The organism is Aliirhizobium sp. YIM B11859 (assembly GCF_057163345.1).
Genome location: NZ_JBXHAY010000001.1, coordinates 172,890 through 192,176, shown reverse-complemented (window position 1 = coordinate 192,176; position 19,287 = coordinate 172,890). Strand labels below are relative to the sequence as shown.

At 60.8% G+C, this 19,287-nt stretch carries 17 protein-coding genes; 13 read left to right on the top strand and 4 right to left on the bottom strand.

Annotated features, from left to right (window positions below; translation table 11 throughout):
- Positions 1-194: 194 nt before the first annotated feature.
- The 6 genes from AC2GXZ_RS00785 (at position 195) to AC2GXZ_RS00760 (ending at position 6,591) form a co-directional block, all read left to right on the top strand.
- The gene (locus AC2GXZ_RS00785) at positions 195-1,640 is read left to right on the top strand and encodes an FAD-binding oxidoreductase (protein WP_483757222.1); all 1,446 of its coding nucleotides are present in this window, start codon (positions 195-197) and stop codon (positions 1,638-1,640) included.
- Between the two features lie 15 nt (positions 1,641-1,655).
- Positions 1,656-2,375, top strand: a complete 720-nt coding sequence (locus AC2GXZ_RS00780; protein WP_483757221.1) for a FadR/GntR family transcriptional regulator — start codon at positions 1,656-1,658, stop codon at positions 2,373-2,375.
- Positions 2,376-2,541: 166 nt separating this feature from the next.
- A complete protein-coding gene (locus AC2GXZ_RS00775; protein WP_483757220.1) occupies positions 2,542-3,702 on the top strand; it encodes a fumarylacetoacetate hydrolase family protein in 1,161 nt (386 codons plus the stop codon).
- 19 nt (positions 3,703-3,721) lie between these two features.
- On the top strand, positions 3,722-4,255 hold the full coding sequence (locus AC2GXZ_RS00770; RefSeq protein WP_483757219.1) for a TRAP transporter small permease: 534 nt from the start codon (positions 3,722-3,724) through the stop codon (positions 4,253-4,255).
- A gap of 1 nt (position 4,256) precedes the next feature.
- Positions 4,257-5,534 carry a TRAP transporter large permease gene (locus AC2GXZ_RS00765; RefSeq protein WP_483757218.1) on the top strand — a complete coding sequence of 426 codons (1,278 nt, stop codon included), beginning with the start codon at positions 4,257-4,259 and terminating at the stop codon, positions 5,532-5,534.
- Positions 5,535-5,583: 49 nt separating this feature from the next.
- Positions 5,584-6,591, top strand: a complete 1,008-nt coding sequence (locus AC2GXZ_RS00760) for a TRAP transporter substrate-binding protein (RefSeq protein ID WP_483757217.1) — start codon at positions 5,584-5,586, stop codon at positions 6,589-6,591.
- 75 nt (positions 6,592-6,666) lie between these two features.
- Here the strand turns inward: AC2GXZ_RS00760 and AC2GXZ_RS00755 are convergent, their stop codons facing one another.
- Together AC2GXZ_RS00755 and AC2GXZ_RS00750 are read right to left on the bottom strand one after the other, a co-directional pair.
- On the bottom strand, positions 6,667-7,581 hold the full coding sequence (locus tag AC2GXZ_RS00755) for a DMT family transporter (RefSeq protein ID WP_483757216.1): 915 nt from the start codon (positions 7,579-7,581) through the stop codon (positions 6,667-6,669).
- A 7-nt stretch (positions 7,582-7,588) separates the two neighbouring features.
- Positions 7,589-8,791, bottom strand: coding sequence for a mandelate racemase/muconate lactonizing enzyme family protein (locus tag AC2GXZ_RS00750; protein ID WP_483757215.1), 1,203 nt, complete (start codon positions 8,789-8,791; stop codon positions 7,589-7,591).
- A gap of 172 nt (positions 8,792-8,963) precedes the next feature.
- Here AC2GXZ_RS00750 and AC2GXZ_RS00745 point away from each other — a divergent pair, with 172 nt between their 5' ends.
- Both AC2GXZ_RS00745 and AC2GXZ_RS00740 read left to right on the top strand, forming a co-directional pair.
- A complete protein-coding gene (locus tag AC2GXZ_RS00745) occupies positions 8,964-10,454 on the top strand; it encodes an aminotransferase-like domain-containing protein (RefSeq protein ID WP_483757214.1) in 1,491 nt (496 codons plus the stop codon).
- 128 nt (positions 10,455-10,582) lie between these two features.
- On the top strand, positions 10,583-11,965 hold the full coding sequence (locus AC2GXZ_RS00740) for an aminotransferase family protein (protein WP_483757213.1): 1,383 nt from the start codon (positions 10,583-10,585) through the stop codon (positions 11,963-11,965).
- Positions 11,966-12,205: 240 nt separating this feature from the next.
- Here AC2GXZ_RS00740 and AC2GXZ_RS00735 read toward each other — a convergent pair whose 3' ends face one another.
- Positions 12,206-12,967 carry an SDR family NAD(P)-dependent oxidoreductase gene (locus AC2GXZ_RS00735; protein WP_483757212.1) on the bottom strand — a complete coding sequence of 254 codons (762 nt, stop codon included), beginning with the start codon at positions 12,965-12,967 and terminating at the stop codon, positions 12,206-12,208.
- Positions 12,968-13,456: 489 nt separating this feature from the next.
- Here AC2GXZ_RS00735 and AC2GXZ_RS00730 point away from each other — a divergent pair, with 489 nt between their 5' ends.
- The 5 genes from AC2GXZ_RS00730 to AC2GXZ_RS00710 all read left to right on the top strand — a co-directional run bounded on the left by AC2GXZ_RS00730 (position 13,457) and on the right by AC2GXZ_RS00710 (position 18,652).
- Entirely contained in the window at positions 13,457-14,473 is a 1,017-nt protein-coding gene (locus AC2GXZ_RS00730; RefSeq protein ID WP_483757211.1) for an agmatinase, read from the top strand.
- Positions 14,474-14,628: 155 nt separating this feature from the next.
- Positions 14,629-15,759: an extracellular solute-binding protein gene (locus AC2GXZ_RS00725; RefSeq protein WP_483757210.1), complete on the top strand. Its 1,131-nt coding sequence runs from the start codon at positions 14,629-14,631 to the stop codon at positions 15,757-15,759.
- A 96-nt stretch (positions 15,760-15,855) separates the two neighbouring features.
- Positions 15,856-16,956: an ABC transporter ATP-binding protein gene (locus AC2GXZ_RS00720; protein ID WP_483757209.1), complete on the top strand. Its 1,101-nt coding sequence runs from the start codon at positions 15,856-15,858 to the stop codon at positions 16,954-16,956.
- The gene (locus AC2GXZ_RS00715; RefSeq protein ID WP_483757208.1) at positions 16,953-17,837 is read left to right on the top strand and encodes an ABC transporter permease; all 885 of its coding nucleotides are present in this window, start codon (positions 16,953-16,955) and stop codon (positions 17,835-17,837) included. The genes AC2GXZ_RS00720 and AC2GXZ_RS00715 overlap by 4 nt, the downstream gene beginning before the upstream one ends.
- A gap of 14 nt (positions 17,838-17,851) precedes the next feature.
- On the top strand, positions 17,852-18,652 hold the full coding sequence (locus tag AC2GXZ_RS00710) for an ABC transporter permease (RefSeq protein WP_483757207.1): 801 nt from the start codon (positions 17,852-17,854) through the stop codon (positions 18,650-18,652).
- A 32-nt stretch (positions 18,653-18,684) separates the two neighbouring features.
- On the opposite strand, the gene AC2GXZ_RS00705 is transcribed toward AC2GXZ_RS00710, so the two are convergent.
- Positions 18,685-19,083 carry a response regulator gene (locus tag AC2GXZ_RS00705; protein ID WP_483757206.1) on the bottom strand — a complete coding sequence of 133 codons (399 nt, stop codon included), beginning with the start codon at positions 19,081-19,083 and terminating at the stop codon, positions 18,685-18,687.
- Between the last annotated feature and the right edge of the window lie 204 nt (positions 19,084-19,287).

Sequence of the window (19,287 nt, the reverse complement as noted above, 5' to 3'; positions counted from 1 at the left end):
TTCCTCCCATACAACCGTGGATACACCACGAAATTCCTCTTGTAAGGTTGTCTGATAACTCTGTATGCTCGGTTTGGGAATAGCAGAACTTGCCTGCGCCGAAAAAACTGCTGGCGAAGAATGCTAGGACACAATGCAATGTCTTCGGACTGCCGGAGGGAGAGATCCGGGCAATCCGTGGGAGGAGAGACCACATGACTGAGACCACGTGCTCGATCGCCGAGCAGCGTCTTTCGCTACGCGCTGTTCTGGGCGATGACCTTGTTCTGACCAATCCCGACGACATGCTGAGCTATTGCCGCGACTGGCACGGTGACGTGACGAGTGGCGCGGTGGCCGTGATCCGCCCACGCTCGACCGCCGATGTTCAGGCCGCGATCAAAGCCTGCCGCGACCTTGGCCTCAGGATCGTGCCGCAGGGCGGCAATACCGGCCTGGTGCTCGGCGGCATACCGGACGATGCGGACCGTCAGGTCGTTCTCTCCCTCGAGCGGATGAACAGGATCCGTGATATAGACAGCGATGATTTCTCCGCCGTCGTCGAGGCCGGCTGCATCCTGGCCGAACTGAAGGACGTGATTGCCGAAAAAGGCATGTTCTTCCCGCTGGCACTCGGCGCTCAAGGCAGTTGCCGTATCGGTGGCAATGTCTCCACCAATGCCGGCGGCATCAATGTCCTGCGTTACGGCATGACCCGCGAACTGGTTCTCGGCCTCGAGGTGGTGCTGCCTGATGGCAGCGTCTTCGACGGCCTCTCGACCCTGCGCAAGGACAATCGCGGGCTGGACCTCAAGCAGCTGTTCATCGGCGCGGAAGGCACGCTCGGCATCATCACCGCCGTATCGGTCAAGCTCACCCCCTATCCCGACAATGTCGCGACCGCCCTTCTGGCGTTGAATTCGCTGGACGATGCGATCACCCTTTATCGCCGCGCCAGACGCGACTGTTGCGACCTGATGTCGGCCTTCGAATTCATGCCGCCGCTCGCCTTCACGCTGGCGCAGGAAGCCATGCCGGATCTGCCGATCCCGCTCTCGGGCGAGTATCCCGCCTATGTGCTGATGGAAATCTCCGGCTCCGGTCTCGTCGATATCGACGACCTGATGCACCGTTTCCTCGAAGCCGTGATGGAGGATGGTCTGGTGGTCGATGGCACGATCGCCACCTCACAAGGGCAGGCGCGCAATCTCTGGCTGATCCGCGAAGGCATGAACGAGGGTCAGGCCAAGCGCGGCGCCCATATGCGCACCGACATCTCGGTATCGCTGTCGCAACTCGCCGCCTTCGTCATCGATGCGGAAGCAGCCGTAGCGGAAGCCCTGCCCGACTGCACCAGCGTCTCTTACGGCCATGTCGGCGACGGCAATGTCCACCTGAACGTCCTGCCGCCGAACGGTTCGACCATCGAGGAACGCCACGACAAGATCTACAAGGCCAAGAAGGTCGTCAACGTCGTGGTCGACAAATACAAGGGCAGCATCAGCGCCGAACACGGCATCGGCCGCCTGAAGCGGGAGGATTTCGAAGAGCGCCTGTCGGAAACGAAGCGCAACCTGCTCGTCGCGATCAAGAAGGCGATCGACCCGGACCTCATCCTCAACCCCCATTGCCAAATCGACCTCAGCGCGGATATGCGCTAGCCATCACAAGGAACGATGCGCATGGCCGATTTCCGGGAAATCAAGAGAAGCGAACATCTGCCGATACGCATTGCCGCCGAGATCGGCCGTGAAATCGCCGATGGCCGCATCCAGCCGGGGCAGAAACTGCCGACCGAACATCTGCTGGCCCAAACCTTTGGTGTCAGCCGTTCGGTCGTGCGCGAGGCGATCGCCCATCTGCGCAACGAGGGGCTGGTCGAAACCCGCCAAGGGGTCGGCGCCTTCGCCACCGAGATGCAGCAGCGCCAGTCGATCCGCATCGAGCCCGGCGCCCCCGGAGACCGGGTCGCCTTCCGCGATCTGTTTCAGGTTCGTTTCGCATTGGAGACCGAAGCCGCGGGGCTTGCCGCCCTGCATCATTCGGCAGACGATCTCGCAAGGCTGGACGAAATCCTTGCGCAGATGACCGGTGCGGAAAAATGGGGCGAACAGGGCGTCGTCGCCGATCTCGCCTTCCACCGCGCCGTCGCTGCCGCCACCCAGAACGAATATTTCCAGCAATTCGTCGGCTTCATCACCGAACGAACCCATATCGCCATCAACGCCGCCCGCGCCGCAGCAGTTCTGGAGGAGATCGTCGAGGTGACGATCGCCGAACACGTGGCCATCCGGGATGCCATCGCAACCGGCGACCCGATGAAGGCGAAGGCTGCGATGCGCTATCATCTGAACGGTGCGGCAGGCCGTCTCAGCCTGAAGTTGGATATGGTCTGACGCCGCATTTCCGGGGAACCACAGTCGGGACGTTTTTCCCCGATAGGTTTCATCGGCCGTTATAGACAAAGCGCAAAAGTCATATTAAAACGGATCTAACGTTGTCAGACATCTGACAAGGCCGGAAAGGGTGGAGGCCCTTTCCCGAACATGGGGGGAGTATTTCTTGGCACATCAGCATGCCCTGTCGTCTCGTATTATCTTGCCCGCGGATGCGTCGAGCGCGCTTCTGGTCGGACGCGTCTGGTCCAATGCCGCAGCCGGCCCCTGCCCGGTGCTGTTTTCCGATGGACATCTTCTGGATCTCTCTTCGCTGGCGCCGACTTTGTCCGCGCTTCTGGAGATCGAAGATCTGGTCGCAAAGCTTTCAAATACGTCCGCGTTCACCAATCTGGGCAGCCTTGATGATTTCTTGAGCGGCAGCGCCGGACAGCTTCTGGCCCCTGCCGACCTTCAGGCGATCAAGGCCGCCGGCGTCACCTTTGCCTCCAGCATGCTGGAACGGGTGATCGAGGAACAGGCCAAGGGTGACCCGCTGCGCGCCCAGGAAATCCGCGGCCGTCTGGCGCCGGTGCTCGGCGACAATCTCAAGGGCCTCGTCGCCGGTTCGACAAAGGCGGCCGAAGTAAAACACCTGCTGCAGGACATGGGCCTGTGGTCGCAATATCTCGAAGTCGGCATCGGCCCGGATGCGGAAATCTTCACCAAGGCCCAGCCGATGTCGTCGGTCGGCTGCGGGGCGGATGTCGGCATCCACCCGAAATCCGACTGGAACAATCCCGAGCCGGAGGTCGTGCTTGCCATTACCTCGAAGGGCGAAATCATCGGCGCGACGCTCGGCAACGACGTCAACCTGCGCGATTTCGAAGGCCGTTCGGCGCTGCTCTTGAGCAAGGCGAAGGATAACAACGCCTCTTGTTCCGTTGGCCCATTCATCCGCCTGTTCGACGGCAAATTCACCATCGACGACATCAAGTCGGCCGAGGTCAGCCTGTCGGTCAAAGGCGAGGACGGTTTCGAGATGGCCGGCGTCAGCGCCATGCAGGCGATCAGCCGTTCGCCGGAAAACCTCACATCGCAGCTCTTGAACCGCAACCACCAGTATCCGGATGGCGCACTGCTTTTCCTCGGCACCATGTTTGCCCCGGTGAAAGACCGTCGCGGCAAGGGCCTCGGCTTCACCCATGAGATCGGCGATGTCGTCGAGATTTCCACCCCGACGCTCGGCAGGCTGATCAACAGGGTGGAACACAGCGACACCTGCCCCGAATGGACATTCGGGATCACCGCGCTGATGAAAAATCTGGCCCGGCGCGGTCTTTTGTAAGGGCATCAGGGAGGAGCAAATGCAAAAGATTACAGATCTATTTTTCAGGTTCCTGGAGCTCCTGCTCATTCTGCTTCTGGCAGGCATGGCCCTGATGGTGTTCGGCAATGTCGTGCTTCGTTACGGTTTTAACCAGGGCATCAACATTTCCGACGAGATGTCTCGTTACTTCTTCGTCTGGATAACCTTCATCGGGGCGGTCGTGGCCTTCCGCGAACACGCCCATCTCGGCGTCGAATCCCTGGTGGCCCTGCTGGGCCGCAAGGGCCGTATCGTCTGCATGATCCTGAGCAACATCACGATCATCGGCTGTTCCGCCATCTTCTTCTGGGGAACCTGGGTTCAGCTTCCCATCAATACCAGCATGGTGGCACCGGTTACCGGCCTGTCGATGGGCTGGGTCTACGGCGTCGGTTTTTTCACCGGCGCAGGCTGCGTGCTGATCGCGCTGGAACGCCTTATCCGTCTGCTGACGGGCCGCGTCACCGAAGAGGAAATTGCGGCGTTCACGGGTGAAAACCTGACGATCGAACAGATGGCGGAGCGCACCTGATATGACACTTTTTGTCTTTGTCGGCTCCCTGCTCGGAGCCATGGCGATCGGCGTTCCCGTCGCCTTTTCCCTAATGTTCTGCGGCGTCATGCTCATGTGGTACATGGACATGTTCAATTCGCAGATCATCGCCCAGAACATGATTGCGGGTGCCGATACCTTCACCCTGCTCGCCATCCCCTTCTTCATCCTCGCAGGCGAATTGATGAATTCCGGCGGGTTGTCGAAGCGCATCATCGAGTTTGCCATTGCCTGTGTAGGACATATCCGCGGCGGCCTCGGCATCGTGGCGATCGTCGCCGCCCTGATCATGGCCTCGATCTCCGGTTCGGCAGCGGCCGATACCGCAGCATTGGCCGCGATCCTCATCCCGATGATGGCCAAGGCCGGTTATAACGTGCCCCGCTCCGGCGGCCTGATTGCCGCCGGCGGCATCATCGCCCCGGTCATCCCGCCATCCATGGCCTTCATCGTGTTCGGCGTCGCCGCCAACGTGTCGATCACCCAGCTGTTCATGGCCGGCATTTTCCCCGGCATCCTGATGGGCCTGTCGCTGGTCATCACCTGGCTGATCGTCGCCCGCAAGGACAATGTCCAGGCGCTGCCGAAGACCAGCTACAAGGAACGACTGAGAGCAACGGGTCGGGCGCTCTGGGCGCTTGGCATGCCGGTCATCATCCTCGGCGGCATCAAGGCCGGCGTCGTCACCCCGACGGAGGCCGCCGTCATCGCGGCAGCCTATGCGATGTTCGTCGGCATGGTCATCTACCGTGAGCTCAAGCCACGCGACCTGCCGCGCGTCATCCTGCAGGCGGCCAAGACCACCTCGGTCATCATGTTCCTGGTCTGCGCCGCGCTCGTCTCGGCCTGGCTGATCACCGCCGCCAATATCCCGGCGGAAATCGCAGGTTACATCGAGCCGCTGATCGACCGACCGATCCTCTTGATGTTCGCCATCATGGTCCTCGTGCTGATTGTCGGCACCGCACTCGACCTGACGCCGACCATCCTGATCCTGACACCTGTCCTGATGCCGATCATCAAGCAGGCGGGCATCGATCCGGTCTATTTCGGCGTACTCTTCATCATCAACAATTCGATCGGCCTCATCACGCCGCCGGTCGGCATTGTTCTCAACGTTGTCAGCGGTGTCGGGAGGATACCGCTGGGCAAGGTCACGGGCGGCGTCTTGCCGTTCCTGATCGCCGAAACGATCGTGCTGTTCCTGCTCGTTCTGTTTCCCGATCTCGTGATCGTACCTGCACGATGGTTGCATTGACCGGCTGACCATCAACCTGTTTCACTTCAACGTCCATTGGGAGGATCTTATGAAGAAGCTACTTTTTGCAACCACTGCGATTGCCATCGCGATCTCCGGCTCGGCACCGGCCTTTGCCGACTTCAAGAGCCGCAACATCCGCGTCTCCAACGGCATCAATGCCGACCACCCGGTCGGCAACGGCATCAAGGCCATGCAGGCCTGCCTGGACGAAAAGTCCGGCGGCAAGATGAAGCTCACCGCCTTCTGGGGTGGAGCGCTCGGCGGCGACCTTCAGGCAACCCAGGCGCTGCGTTCGGGCGTTCAGGAAGCCGTGGTCACCTCGTCCTCGCCGCTCGTCGGCATTATCCCTGCACTCGGCGTCTTCGACCTGCCCTTCCTGTTCCAGAATGCCTCGGAAGCCTACAAGGTTCTCGACGGCAAGTTCGGCGACAGCATGAATGCCAAGCTCGATGCCGCCGGCCTCGTCAACCTCGCCTACTGGGAAAACGGTTTCCGCAACCTGTCCAACTCCCAGCATCCCGTCACCAAATGGGAAGACTTCTCGGGGATGAAGGTTCGCGTCATGCAGAACAACATCTTCCTCGACACCTTCCAGAACCTCGGCGCCAACGCGACCCCGATGGCTTTCGGCGAAATCTACTCGGCGCTGGAAACCAAGGCGATCGACGCCCAGGAAAACCCCTACGTGACGATCGACACATCGAAATTTTTCGAAGTGCAGAAATACGTGACGGAAACCAACCACGCCTACACGCCGTTCCTCTTCCTCTTCTCCAAGGCAATCTTCAACACCTATGCCGCCGACGAGCAGCAGGCTTTGCGTGACTGCGCCGTGGTCGGCCGTGACGTCGAGCGTCAGGTGATTGCAGACCTCAACAAGAAGTCGCTGGAAAAGATCAAGGAAGCCGGCATTCAGGTGAACACGCTTTCGCCGGAAGAACAGGCCCGCATCCGCGAGAAGTCGATGATCGTCTACGAAAAGCACAAGGCCGAGATCGGTCCTGACGTCGTCGACGGTATTCTCGCCGATCTGAAGACCATCCGCGGCAACTGATCCGGCTTACACTCCCCGGATCCAGTTGTCGTAGACGAAGTCCGCGCCCCAACGGCGCGGACTTTTTTGTTGGCTCTATTCCGGAATGGCCGGAAGCACCTTGTCCCGTTTCTTCAGCATCTGCTCGCGGATGAAAATGAATAGGCCCGACGCCACGATCAGCGCCGCCCCAATGAGCATGCTTGCCCGCGGCACATCACCGAAGAACATCCAGCCGAACAGCACCGCCCACAGAAGCAGCGTATATTGCAGCGGTGCGACGGTTGCCGCATCCGAGATCTTCAAGGCCCGGTTGACCAGCATATGCGCCGCCATCGCCACAATGCCGAGAAGACCGAGCAGGCCGAGATCGAAGCCCGACTGGATCGGGCCCCAATCGAATGGCGCAAACACCAGACCCGCAAGCCCGGCACCGCTGACCTGGAAAAACACCAGCGTCGAATCCGGCGTATTGCGCAGGAACCGCCCGGAAATCATCATGAAGGCGAAAGCGCCGCTGCCGAGAATCGAGATCACCGCCGGCGCGGTGAACATCGCCGTAGACGGTTCCAGCGTGATGATGACGCCGACAAATCCGACGGCAATTGCCGTCCATCGCCGCCAGCCGACATGATCGCCGAGCAGAAGCGGCGATAAAGCCGCGACATAGATCGGTGCCGCCAGCCAATAGGTCATCACATCGGCAAGCGGCAGATACATGACCGCATAATAGAAAGCGAACACTTCGGCCGTCGAGCAGACCACGCGGGCGAGCTGCATCCAGGGCCGCTCGGCGTTGCGGATTGCCGGCAGCCCGGCCATCCACACCATCGGCACGAGGATGATCAGCGCCGCGACACTGCGCAACAGCACCACCTGCCCGAGCCCGTAGCTGGCCACCAGCCATTTGCCCATCGTGTCGTTGAGCGCGAACATCAGCATGCCGAGCAGCATCAGCGCCGGGCCGGCGGCCGACATGCTCTTCAAGCCGGGAATGGACGAGGCCTGCATCACGATCTCACAGGCTCGACGCGTCGGAGAACCGCCGGCTAACGGTGAACACCTTGTCCAAATCGGGGTTCAGCTCCATGCCGAGGCCGGGGCCGGGCGGCACGGTGATCATGCCGTTCTTCACCTCCGGCAAGGCCGTCACCAGATCGCGGTACCAGGTATTGTAGAAGGCGCGCACGCTTTCCTGCACCAGCGCATTCGGCGCATTGAGCGACAAATGCGTCGAGGCGCAGAGCACGACGGGACCGGTGCAGTCATGCGGCGCGACCGGCAGGTGCCAGGCCTCGGCCATCGAGGCGATCTTGCGCGCTTCCGACAAGCCGCCGCACCAGGAAATGTCGAGCATGACGATGCCGGCCACCCCGGTTTCCAGATAGTCGCGAAAACCCCAGCGGCTGGCGAGCGTCTCGGATGCCGAAATCGGCGCTGGCGACACTTCCGCATACCGCTTGAGGCTGGACAGGCTGTCCATCTTGATCGGGTCTTCGTGCCAGAACGTTCCGTAAGGCGTCAAAGCCTTGGCGATCTGCATTGCCGGCAGTAGCTGCCACATCGAATGGAATTCGACCATGATATCGATCTTGTCGCCGACTGCCTTGCGGATCTTCTCGAACGGTTCGAGCGCTGCCTTCATATCGGTAGACGAGATATACTGGCCCTTGGTCTTTTCCGCCGCCTGATCGAACGGCCAGATCTTCATCGCCGTAATGCCATCGGCAAGCAGCGATTCCGCCAGTTCGTCGGCCCGGTGCAGGAAGCCGTTGAGATCGTCATAATCCTTGCCGGTCGCCAGGCCGTAATTGGCCGTCGTCTGCCCGGTCGCCTTCTTGATATATTCGGTTCCGGCGCAGGTATTGTAGGTGCGGATTTCGCGGCGGGAGAAACCGCCAAGCAATTGCGCGATCGGCTGGCCGGTGAACTTGCCAAAGATGTCCCAGAGCGCGATGTCGAAGGCCGAATTGCCGCGCACCTCAGCGCCGGACGATCGGAAACCGACATATCCGACGAGATCCTGGGCCAGAAGATCGATCGCCAACGGATCGCGGCCGATCACCCGCGGCGCGACATATTCGTGGATATAGCTCTCCACCGTCTCGGCACCGAAAAACGTCTCTCCGAGACCCGTAATGCCCTCATCGGTGTGAACCAGAACCCAGAGCAGGTTGCTCCGCTCGGCGACACGCACCGTCTCCAGCTTGGTGATCTTCATGTTTCCTCCCACGGATTGCCAAGTCCGTGTATTTTTAGGGGAATGTGATTGGAGCAGAAAGCTGTTTCACCCCTTTCCGGTACGCGAACCTGCAGTTTCGATCATATTCCGGAGAGGTGGAACCGACGCGACACACCTTTCCCGCTTCGCCGTTTTTTGCTTAGCTGCGAACATGCGCAAACCGGCCCTCAGACAACAGCTCGACGTCTCCTGGAATTCCGTCTTCGGCGACTTTTCGCGCGACGGGCAGCCGCTGAATATCCAGATCCGCCGGATGATCGTTCATGCGGTCGAAACCGGCACCCTGCCCGCCAACATGCGCCTGCCGCCGAGCCGCAATCTGGCGGCGACGCTGCGGATCGGCCGCAACACCGTCACATCGGCCTACCAGCAGCTGATCGACGAGGGCATTCTCGTCTCCCGCGAACGGACCGGCATCTTCGTCGCCGACATTGCCCCGAGGCCGGAAACCGAGGCGAGATATCCGGCGGAAGGCAGGACCTGGGCCGAGCGTTTCGTCCTTGAGCCGTCGAAGCTGCGTCAGCATTCCAAGCCACGCGACTGGCAGTCCTACCCCTACCCTTTCCTTTTTGGCCAGTATGATCCCGAGCTTTTCCCGACCAACAACTGGCGCGAGGCAGTGCGCGCCACGTCCAGCGTGCAGGAAATCCAGGGCTGGGCCGGCGACATGATCGATGACGACGATCCCGACCTGATCGAGCAGCTGAGGGTGCAGGTCCTGCCGCGACGTGGGATCTTTGCGGCACAGGGCGAGGTGATCATCACCGTCGGCTCGCAGCAGGCGCTGTCCATGCTGGTCAGCCTTCTGGTCGGCCCCGAAACCCCGGCCGCCGTCGAGGATCCCGGTTATCCCGACATGCGCAACATGGTGGCGCTTGCCACCCGCAATCTCAGCTATCTCACCTCCGACGAACACGGCGTCGTGCCGGACGAGATCTTTGCAGGGTCCAAGGTCGCCTTCATGACGCCCGGCCACCATTGCCCGACCACGATCGTCACCCCGATCGAACGCCGCCGGGCCATTCTGGAGGCCGCCGAAAAAGAGGATGTGCTGATCGTTGAGGACGATTACGATGCCGACCTGTCGATCCAGGAAGACGGCAATCTGCCATCGCTGAAAAGCCTCGACCGCACCGGCCGGGTGCTCTATGTCGGCAGCTTTTCGAAGGTTGTCGCGCCGGGCCTCAGGATCGGCTACATCGTCGCGCCAAGACCGGTCGTCAGCGAATTGCGCGTTTTGCGCCGGATCATGCTGCGCCACCCGGCCACCAACAACCAGCGCACACTCGCCACCTTCATCGCACTCGGCCATTATCGCCAGCATCTCAACAAGGCAGGTGCGGCCATGCTGGAACGCTCGGCTTTAATCGAGCAATTGCTGCCAAAATATCTGCCCGACTGCCGGACGATGCGCGGGCGCGGCGCCACCAGCCTGTGGGTCGAAGGACCGCCGTCGATGGATGCCCGCCGGCTTGTTGAACTGGCGCGCCGCAAGGGCGTCCTGGTCGAGGCCGGCGAGATCTTCTTTTCCGACCCATCGGCCGGGCGAAATTTCTTCCGCCTCGGTTTCAGCTCGATCCCGGCGCACCGGATCGAGGCCGGCCTCATCCGTCTTGCCGAAGCCATCCGCGAATGCGGCTGACGCCCGCTCGCCGCACAAAACGCTTTGACACGGAACCAGATTGGCATTTTCATGGAGCCAGCAAGCCGCAAGCGCTGCATTCGCGCCGATTGATGTTAGCGTCTCGACAACAAGAACGAGGGAATATCATGAACGTTGCGTCTCGCCAAAACGACATCCAGGCCGTCATCGAGGCCGATCGCACCCATGTGTGGCATCACCTGTCACAGCACAAGCAATATGAGAGCGTCGATCCGAAGATCTATGTCGAGGGCAAGGGAACCCGCGTCTGGGATGCCACCGGCAAGGAATATCTTGATGCTGTGGCCGGTGCCGTCTGGACCGTCAATGTCGGTTACGGCCGCACCAGCATAGCGGACGCGGTGCGCGACCAGCTGGTCAAGCTCAACTATTTCGCCGGTGCCGCCGGCAATATTCCAGGCGCCCTGTTTGCCGAAAAGCTGATCGAGAAGATGCCGGGCATGAGCCGCGTCTATTATTCGAACTCCGGCTCGGAAGCCAACGAGAAGGTGTTCAAGATGGTGCGCCAGATCGCGCACCGCAAACACAATGGCGGCAAATACAAGATCCTCTACCGCGACCGCGACTACCACGGCACCACGCTCGGCACGCTGGCCGCAGCCGGCCAGAAGGAACGCCGCGAACAGTACGGCCCGATGCCTCCGGGCTTCGTCGAAGTACCGCATTGCCTGGAATATCGTAGCCAGTGGGGCGAGATCGAGGATTACGGCATCAAGGCTGCCGATGCGATCGAGGAAGTCATCCTGCGCGAAGGCCCCGAAACCGTCGGCCTTCTGTGCCTCGAGCCGATCACCGCCGGTGGCGGCGTCATCGTTCCGCCGAAAGGCTATTGGCAGCGCGTGCAGGAAATCTGCAAGAAATACGACGTGCTGCTGCATATCGACGAAGTCGTCTGCGGCATGGGCCGTACCGGCAAATGGTTCGGTTACCAGCATTTCGGCATCGAGCCGGATTTCGTCACCATGGCCAAGGGCGTCGCCTCCGGTTACGCGGCGATCTCCTGCACCGTGACGACCGAAAAGGTCTTCGACATGTTCAAGGACGATCCGTCCGATCCGATGTCCTATTTCCGTGACATCTCCACCTTCGGCGGCTGCGTTTCCGGCCCGGCCGCGGCGCTGGAAAACATGCGCATCATCGAGGAAGAGGGCCTGCTCGAAAACACCCTCAAGATGAGCGACCGCCTGCTCGGCAATCTGCGCGAGCTGCAGAGCCGCCATCAGGTGATCGGTGACGTGCGTGGCCTCGGCCTGTTCTGCGGCGCAGAACTCGTCATGGATCGCGAGACCAAGGAACCGGCACCGGAAAAGATGGTTCAGGCCGTCACCGGCGATTGCCTCGCCCAGGGCGTCATCATCGGCGCCACCAACCGCTCGGTCCCCGGCTTCAACAACACGCTCTGCATGAGCCCGCCGCTGATCATCAATGCCGACGAGATCGACCAGATCACCGGCGCCATCGACAAGGCGCTGACCAAGGTGTTTGGGTAAAATAGAAAAGGGGCTTCTGAGAGAGCCCTTTTTTGAAAAGTCTCTGGTGCAGCCCCTCATCCGGCTGCCGCCACCTTCTCCCCGCAAGCGGGGCGAAGGATGCAAGCCGCACCGTTTCCGCCCCCTCTCCCACCTTGAGCGGGGCACGTTCCCTCGCCCCGTTTACGGGGAGAGGTGGAGCGCAGCGCGTTGCGCTCTGGGTGAGGGGCCGCCCACCCCGCAATGAGTGAGGGGATGCCCCTACTTCACGTCCCGAAACACCTGGAACGGTGCCCAGGACTGGCTGACGGGCATGATTTCCAGCGTGTTGATGTTGACATGCGCCGGCAGCGAGGCGACCCAGTAGATCGTCTCGGCAATGTCTTCCGGCTGCAGCGGGTTGGCGCCGCCGTAGAGCTTGTCATAGGCGGCCTTGTCGCCGCCGGTGCGCACCAGTGTGAATTCACTTTCCGCCATGCCCGGCTCGATCGAGGTGACGCGTACCCCCTTGGCCGAAAGATCGCTTCTCAGGCCCCGCGAAAACTGCTGCACGAAGGATTTCGTCGCGCCATACACATTGCCGCCCGGATAGGGCCAGTTGGCGGCGACCGAGGCGAGATTGACGATCAGCCCGCGGCTGGCGATCAGCTGGTCGAGCATCAGCCGGGTGATCGTCACCAGACCGGTAATGTTGGTATCGATCATCGTCTTCCATTGGTCGAGATCGCTATCCTGTGCCGCTCCCGTGCCGAGCGCCAGACCGGCATTGTTGACAAGGATGCCGATATCGGAAAACTCGGGAGGAATGGAAGCCAGCGCCTCACGGGTGGCCGCTTCATCGCGGATATCGAAGACCAGCGCATGAGCCTTCTCGGATCCGCCGAGTTCTTCAACCAGCGCATCGAGCCGGTCCTTGCGCCGGCCGGTGACGACGACCTTCCAGCCCTCCCTGGCAAATCGACGGGCGATCGCCTGGCCGAAGCCTGCCGTTGCGCCGGTAATAAGCGCCGTTCCTGAACTCATCACTATCTCCTTGTATGAAATCACATGCGAAAGACTGCCTGCTGCAGCCCAAGCCATAACGCCCGGTGCCACGATGACAAGCCCGATCCATCAACAAAAGCCATGCAGATCAAGCATGTCTCGCGGCACAGTGATGGATAAAGCCAGGCTTCGGCAGATCCAGAATTTACGCACGATGGCGCCAGCGCGTCCACCCTGCCCCCACCGACTAAAATCCCCCGAAGGCCGAAGAAAAGGCAGCAACATCAAACATCCGGGCAATCGCACGGCCGTTCGCATGCATCGGGCGATCCCGCAGGACAGCAAAAAATGACCAATAGACGCGCAGACTGCGCCTCAATTTTCCGCAATACTGCCAAGATAGGCAGGTTCCTCTGCGCCTCCCGTGGGATCCTGTGCTACTATTACGATCAGGCCAGTTGTCAGTTGCCAACGGACATGGTTAGCTTCCGGTCAACATGAGCGGCAGAAAGCCGCCAGGGGAACTGCATGACGACATCCGACTTCCGCCCGATCTCGGGGGTTGATCTTCCGCGCTTTGCCGGCATCGCAACCTTCATGCGGCTGCCGCATATCGCGCTGGATAGCGCGCGCCTGTCCGAGGTCGATATCGGCCTGATCGGCGTGCCGTGGGATGGCGGCACCACCAACCGCCCCGGTCCGCGCCACGCACCGCGGCAATTGCGCGATCTCTCCACCATGGTGCGCCACCAGAACGGCGCCACGAAAATCCGCCCCTACGATCTCGCCAATTGCGCCGATCTCGGCGATATCGGCCCGAACCCGGCCGATATCGAGGATTCCATGCATCGCATCACCGCCTTCTACGACGGCGTGAAGGCGGCGGGCATCCTGCCTCTGACGGCCGGCGGAGATCACCTGTCATCTCTGCCGATCCTGCGTTCGCTTGGTCGCGACAAGCCTGTCGGCATGATCCATTTCGACAGCCATACCGATCTTTTCCATTCCTATTTCGGCGGCTTCAAATACACCCATGGCACACCCTTTCGCCGCGCCGTCGAGGAAGGTTTGCTTGACCCGAAACGGGTTTGCATGATCGGCATACGCGGCCCGGCCTATGATTTCGAAGACCGCGATTTTGCAGATAGCGTCGGCATCCGCGTCATCCCGATCGAGGAGTTTCACGCCCGCGGCGTCGAGGATGTGATGGCCGAGGCGCGCGCCATTGCCGGCACCGGTGATACCTATGTCAGCTACGATATCGATTTCATCGACCCGGCTTTTGCACCCGGCACCGGCACGCCGGAAATCGGTGGGCCGAACAGTTTTCAGGCGCTTCAGGTGGTGCGCGAACTGCGCGGCCTCAACCTCGTCGGCGCCGACCTTGTGGAAGTCTCGCCGCCCTTCGACACAAGCGGCGCCACCGCTTTCCTCGGCGTCACCATCATGTTCGAACTGCTTTGCGTTCTGGCCGAGATCGTCAGCCTGCGCGGCGGACATGTCGGCGCACGCACGCCGGAAACATCGCCTGCAATGGCCAAGTAAGAGGAGGATCCAGACGCGGGACTGATCGTAATTGCATGCTTCTGACACTGAACTGCAGACTGCCGGCCGCAACCTTGGTTGCCGCCGATTACGACATAAAGTCCGGGAAACCGGCGGGTTTACCAATAATGGTCATCAAAACCGGGAGCACTCCGATGAGCATTCTGAAATCACCGCTTACACGTCGTACCATCCTCAAATCGTCTGCGATCGGCGCCGGCATTCTTGCCGCCCCGGCCGTCATCTCCTCCTCAGCGCTCGCCTCTTCCGGCGAAGTGAACTTCACCGGCTGGGCCGGTTATCCGGGCATGGCCGAAAAGGTCTTCCCGGCCTTCACCAAGGCGACCGGCATCAAGGTCAACTTCACCGAACAGCCCGACCAGGACACGATGTTCGCCCAGGCGAAGATCTCGCTTGCAACCGGCACTTCCGACATCATCGAGCCGACACTTGATCGCGTCACCGCCTGGAATGCCAATGGCCTGATCCAGGGCTGGGATACGAACAAGCTTACCCTCGACAACTATGCCGATGGCCTGGCCAACGCCTCCGCCGGCGAGGCAGCGACGATCGACGGCAAGCGCATGATCGTCCCCTCCGTCTGGGGCACGGAGGCGCTGGTCTATTCCAAGAAGGAATTCCCGACCGAATACGGCAAGGCCAGCCTCGCCGACCTGTTCAATCCGGACGTCAACGTGACGGTGCGCGGCCATTCAGCACTTGCCGCCATGGGCCGCTGGCTGGATGCCGAGGGCAAGCTGCCGAAGCCGTGGATCGAAGGCTACAAGGACGAAAAGACCATGGTCGAACTGTGGGATATCGCCCTTGCCGAAGCGATCAAGGCCAAGACCAATGTCGTCCAGTTCTGGAGCGGTGAAAACGACGCCCAGGCCGCCTTCCGCACCAATGGCGCAGCCCTTGGCCTCTGCTGGGATTCGACCGGCTTCAACATGGCCAAGGAAGGTTACGGTTATATCGCACCGAAGGAAGGCGCTTTCGCCTGGAACCAGGGCCTGGTGCTGATGAAGAACGCCAAGAATATCGAGCAGGCGCACGAATTCGCCAAATGGGTCTCGACCGCCGAAGGCTCTGCGCTGTGGGCAACCGCCTTCTCGGCCAATCCGGTCGGCAAGGGCGGCATCGACAAGATGGATCCCTCGGTCTCCGAATATTACAAGTCGAGCTTCCCCGGCGATGCCGTTTCCAAAATGTACTGGTGGCCGGCACAGGCCGCCTGGTTCCTCGCCAAGCGCGGCGAATATGCCGACAAGTACAAGGCCGCGTAACCGCAGTCTGATGCTGACCCGATCCACCCGGATACATCCGGGTGGATCGGCGTCCCCTTGACGTACCCGGATCGGTGTAGAGGAAAAGCGGTCGATATGAGTGCCAGTGTTGAACTACAGAACGTTTGCGCGGATTTCGGGGGATTTCGCGCGGTGGACCACGTATCGGTAGATATTCAGGCCGGAGAGTTTTTCTCCTTCCTCGGCCCGTCCGGGTGCGGCAAGACGACGATCCTCAGAATGGTATCGGGCTTCATCTCGCCGACCAGCGGCACGGTGCGCATTGGCGGCAAGGACATGCGCGACCAGCGCCCCAACCAGCGGCCGACGGCGCTGATCTTCCAGAACCTGGCGCTCTTCCCGCTGATGTCGATCTGGGAAAACATCGCCTTCGGGCTGGAAGTCCGTGGCGTCGACAAGAAGACCCGCCGCAAGAAGGCGGAGGAGCTTCTAGCCCTTGTTGACCTGCCCAATGCCGCCGACAAATCGGTGAGCCAGTTGTCCGGCGGCCAGAAGCAGCGTGTGGCGATCGCCCGCGCGCTTGCCGTCGAACCCTCCGTCATGCTGCTCGACGAGCCGCTTTCGGCGCTCGATCTCAAACTGCGCCAGCATATGCGCACCGAGCTTCGCGCTATCCAGAAGCGCACCCAGGTGACCTTCATCTATATCACCCACGATCAGGGCGAGGCGCTTGCCATGTCCGATCGTGTCGGTGTCATGTCCCACGGGCGGCTGCAGCAGGCAGCCCCGCCGCGGGAAATCTACGACAATCCGTCGAATGGTTTCGTCGCCTCCTTCGTCGGTGAGAACAACATCTTTTCCGGCCGCCTTACTGAGCGCAACGGCACCCATGGCACCTTCGTCAGCGACGACGGCGCCTTCCACGGCAGGCTTGGCCCCGGCACACTGCAGGACCCGAAACTTTATGTCCGACCGGAACATGTACGCCTTGCCAAGGCAGAGGGCGGTGAGAACTGCATGCCGGTTCAGGTCACCGACATTGCTTTCGAAGGCAATTTCATCTCGATCCAGACGCAGGATCATCTCGGCCGCATGGTCGTCTCGGAGGCGCGCAATGACGGCACCACGCCGCTTCCCGAACGCGGCGAAAAGCTGTTTGCCAGCTTCGACCGCGACCGGGCGATGATCCTCACCGACGAGGCGCCGGCATTCGGCGAAGCGGAAAAAGCCGCATGAGCGATCTTCTCAACCGCTACGGCCTGCCGCTGACCACAATCATCTGCCTGCTCGTCGCCTTCTGGCTGCTGGTTCTGGTCATCCTGCCCAATCTCTATCTGTTCGAAAATTCGTTCCGGCTCTATCTGCCGGTTCAGGAAATGGGCGGGCCGAAAGACGTTTATACGCTGAAGAACTACATGACCTTCCTCGGTAGCCCGATCCACATCACCGTCTTCTTTTCGACCGTGCTCTATTCCTGTCTCGTCACGGTCATCTGTTTCGCGATCGCCTACCCGCTTGCCTATTATCTGGCGAAAAAGGTCTCCGTCCGCAGCTTGCCGACGCTGTTCCTGATCCTCACCATTCCGCTCTGGGTGAGCGAGATCATGCGGTCCTTCGCCTGGTTCATCATCCTGTCGCTGCGCGGTCCGTTGAACTTCTTCCTGGTCAATCTCGACCTGATCGACAAGCCGATCCGCTGGATGACCGGGTTTCGCTCGGTCATCATCGGGCTTGTCTATACCTATGTCCTGTTCATGCTCTTCCCGGTCTATAACGCCATCCAGTCGCTCGACACCAACCAGCTGGAAGCCGCCGAAGACCTCGGCGCCCCCTGGTGGCGTATCCATTGGCGGATCGTCCTTCCCCATGCCAAGCCGGGCATCGCCTCTGGCGCGGTGATGGTCTTCATGCTGTCGGCCGGTTCGATCCTCGTGCCGACCTTGCTCGCCTCGACCAATTCGCGCTGGTTCACCGAGATCATCCAGCAATGGATGTTTGAATCGCTCGACTGGAACACCGGCTCGGCCTACGCCTTCCTGCTCTTGATCCTCTGCACCGTCTTCGTCACGCTGGTGATGAAGCTGTTCAGGGTCAAGCTGTCCGACATCGCCAAGTAGAGGGAGAGACGATCATGACCCGCAAGTCGGACAGGCTGTTTCGCCTCTACCTCATCCTCTTCCTCGCCTACATGCTGCTGCCGCTGATCATCATGGGCGGCGCTGCCTTCAATGACAGCCGTTTCCCCTCGGTCTATCCCTGGCAGGGTTTCACCTGGACATGGTTCGTCGAATTGTGGAACGACGCACGTCTGCTGAACGCCTTCCGCAACACGCTGTTCGTGGCACTCGCCGTCGTGATCGTCTCCGTGCCGATCGGGACTGCTGCGGCGATCCTTGTCAACAGCGTCGCCGGCATCGCCCGCACCGCACTTTACGGCCTGATGGTCGCACCGATCCTCATCCCCGGCGCCGTTATCGGCATTTCGACGCTTCTGTTCTGGAACACCGTGTCGGTGGCGCCCGGCCTGCATCTCTCGGTACTCGGCCAGGTCTCCTACATTTCCGCCTTCGTCATGCTGCTTGTTCTGGCACGATTGCAGAGCTTCGACCGGACGCTGGAAGAAGCGGCGCTCGATCTCGGGGCAAGCCATGCGCAGGTGGTGAGACGCGTGCTGATGCCTCATCTCTATCCGGCGCTCGGCGCGGGTGCGGCGATCGCCTTCTTCCAGTCGATCGAGAATTTCAACGTCACGCTGTTCACCCGCGGGCCGTATGACACGCTGACCGTCTACGTCTTTTCCAAGGTCAGAAGCGGCATCACGCCGACGATCAACGCGCTCGCCGTGCTGATGATCGCTTTCACCATCGTCGCAATCATCATCGTCGAAATTGCAAGGCTCAGGGAAGAACGGCGCCTTCAGGCGTCGAAGTGACCGGTCCGAACGATTGCCGGCCCGAAGGCTGATCAGACCGCGCCGGTCATGCTCGTCTGGTTGAGCAGGCCGCTGATCGCGGCAATCAGTTGTGCCGGCACGAAAGGTTTCTGGATCAACACGCTGTTCGGCACGCCCTGCGATGTCCACTCGGCGGCGCTATCGGCGGTCACGTACACGATCGGAATGCTGGAGATACATTCGCGTGCGTGCTGGCCGACCTGCCAGCCATTGGCACCCTTGCCGAGGCGGATATCGGTAATCACGCCCGAAAACTGCGCGGCATTCTGGTCCAGTACGGCGAAAGCCTCTTCGCCGCTCGACACGGACGTAACGAGAAAGCCGTTTTCCGTCAGAAGTTCTTCCGCATCGAGCCGCAGAAGATGGTCATCCTCGACCAGAAGCAATTGCACTGATAACGCGTCCGCCATTGTCCGTCCTAACGGATGCGTCGATCGTTATCGCCACCGCATCCTGCCATGCTGGCTCGACCTGAAGGCTCGAGCCAGTCCCGTCCGGACCAATAACGCAATCAGTAAGATGTAGTTCCCCATTCTGGTACAATCCTTGCGGATGCTTACCAACAGTGATGCGACAGCAACACTTTATGTGCCAGATCGGGACACAGCAGACCC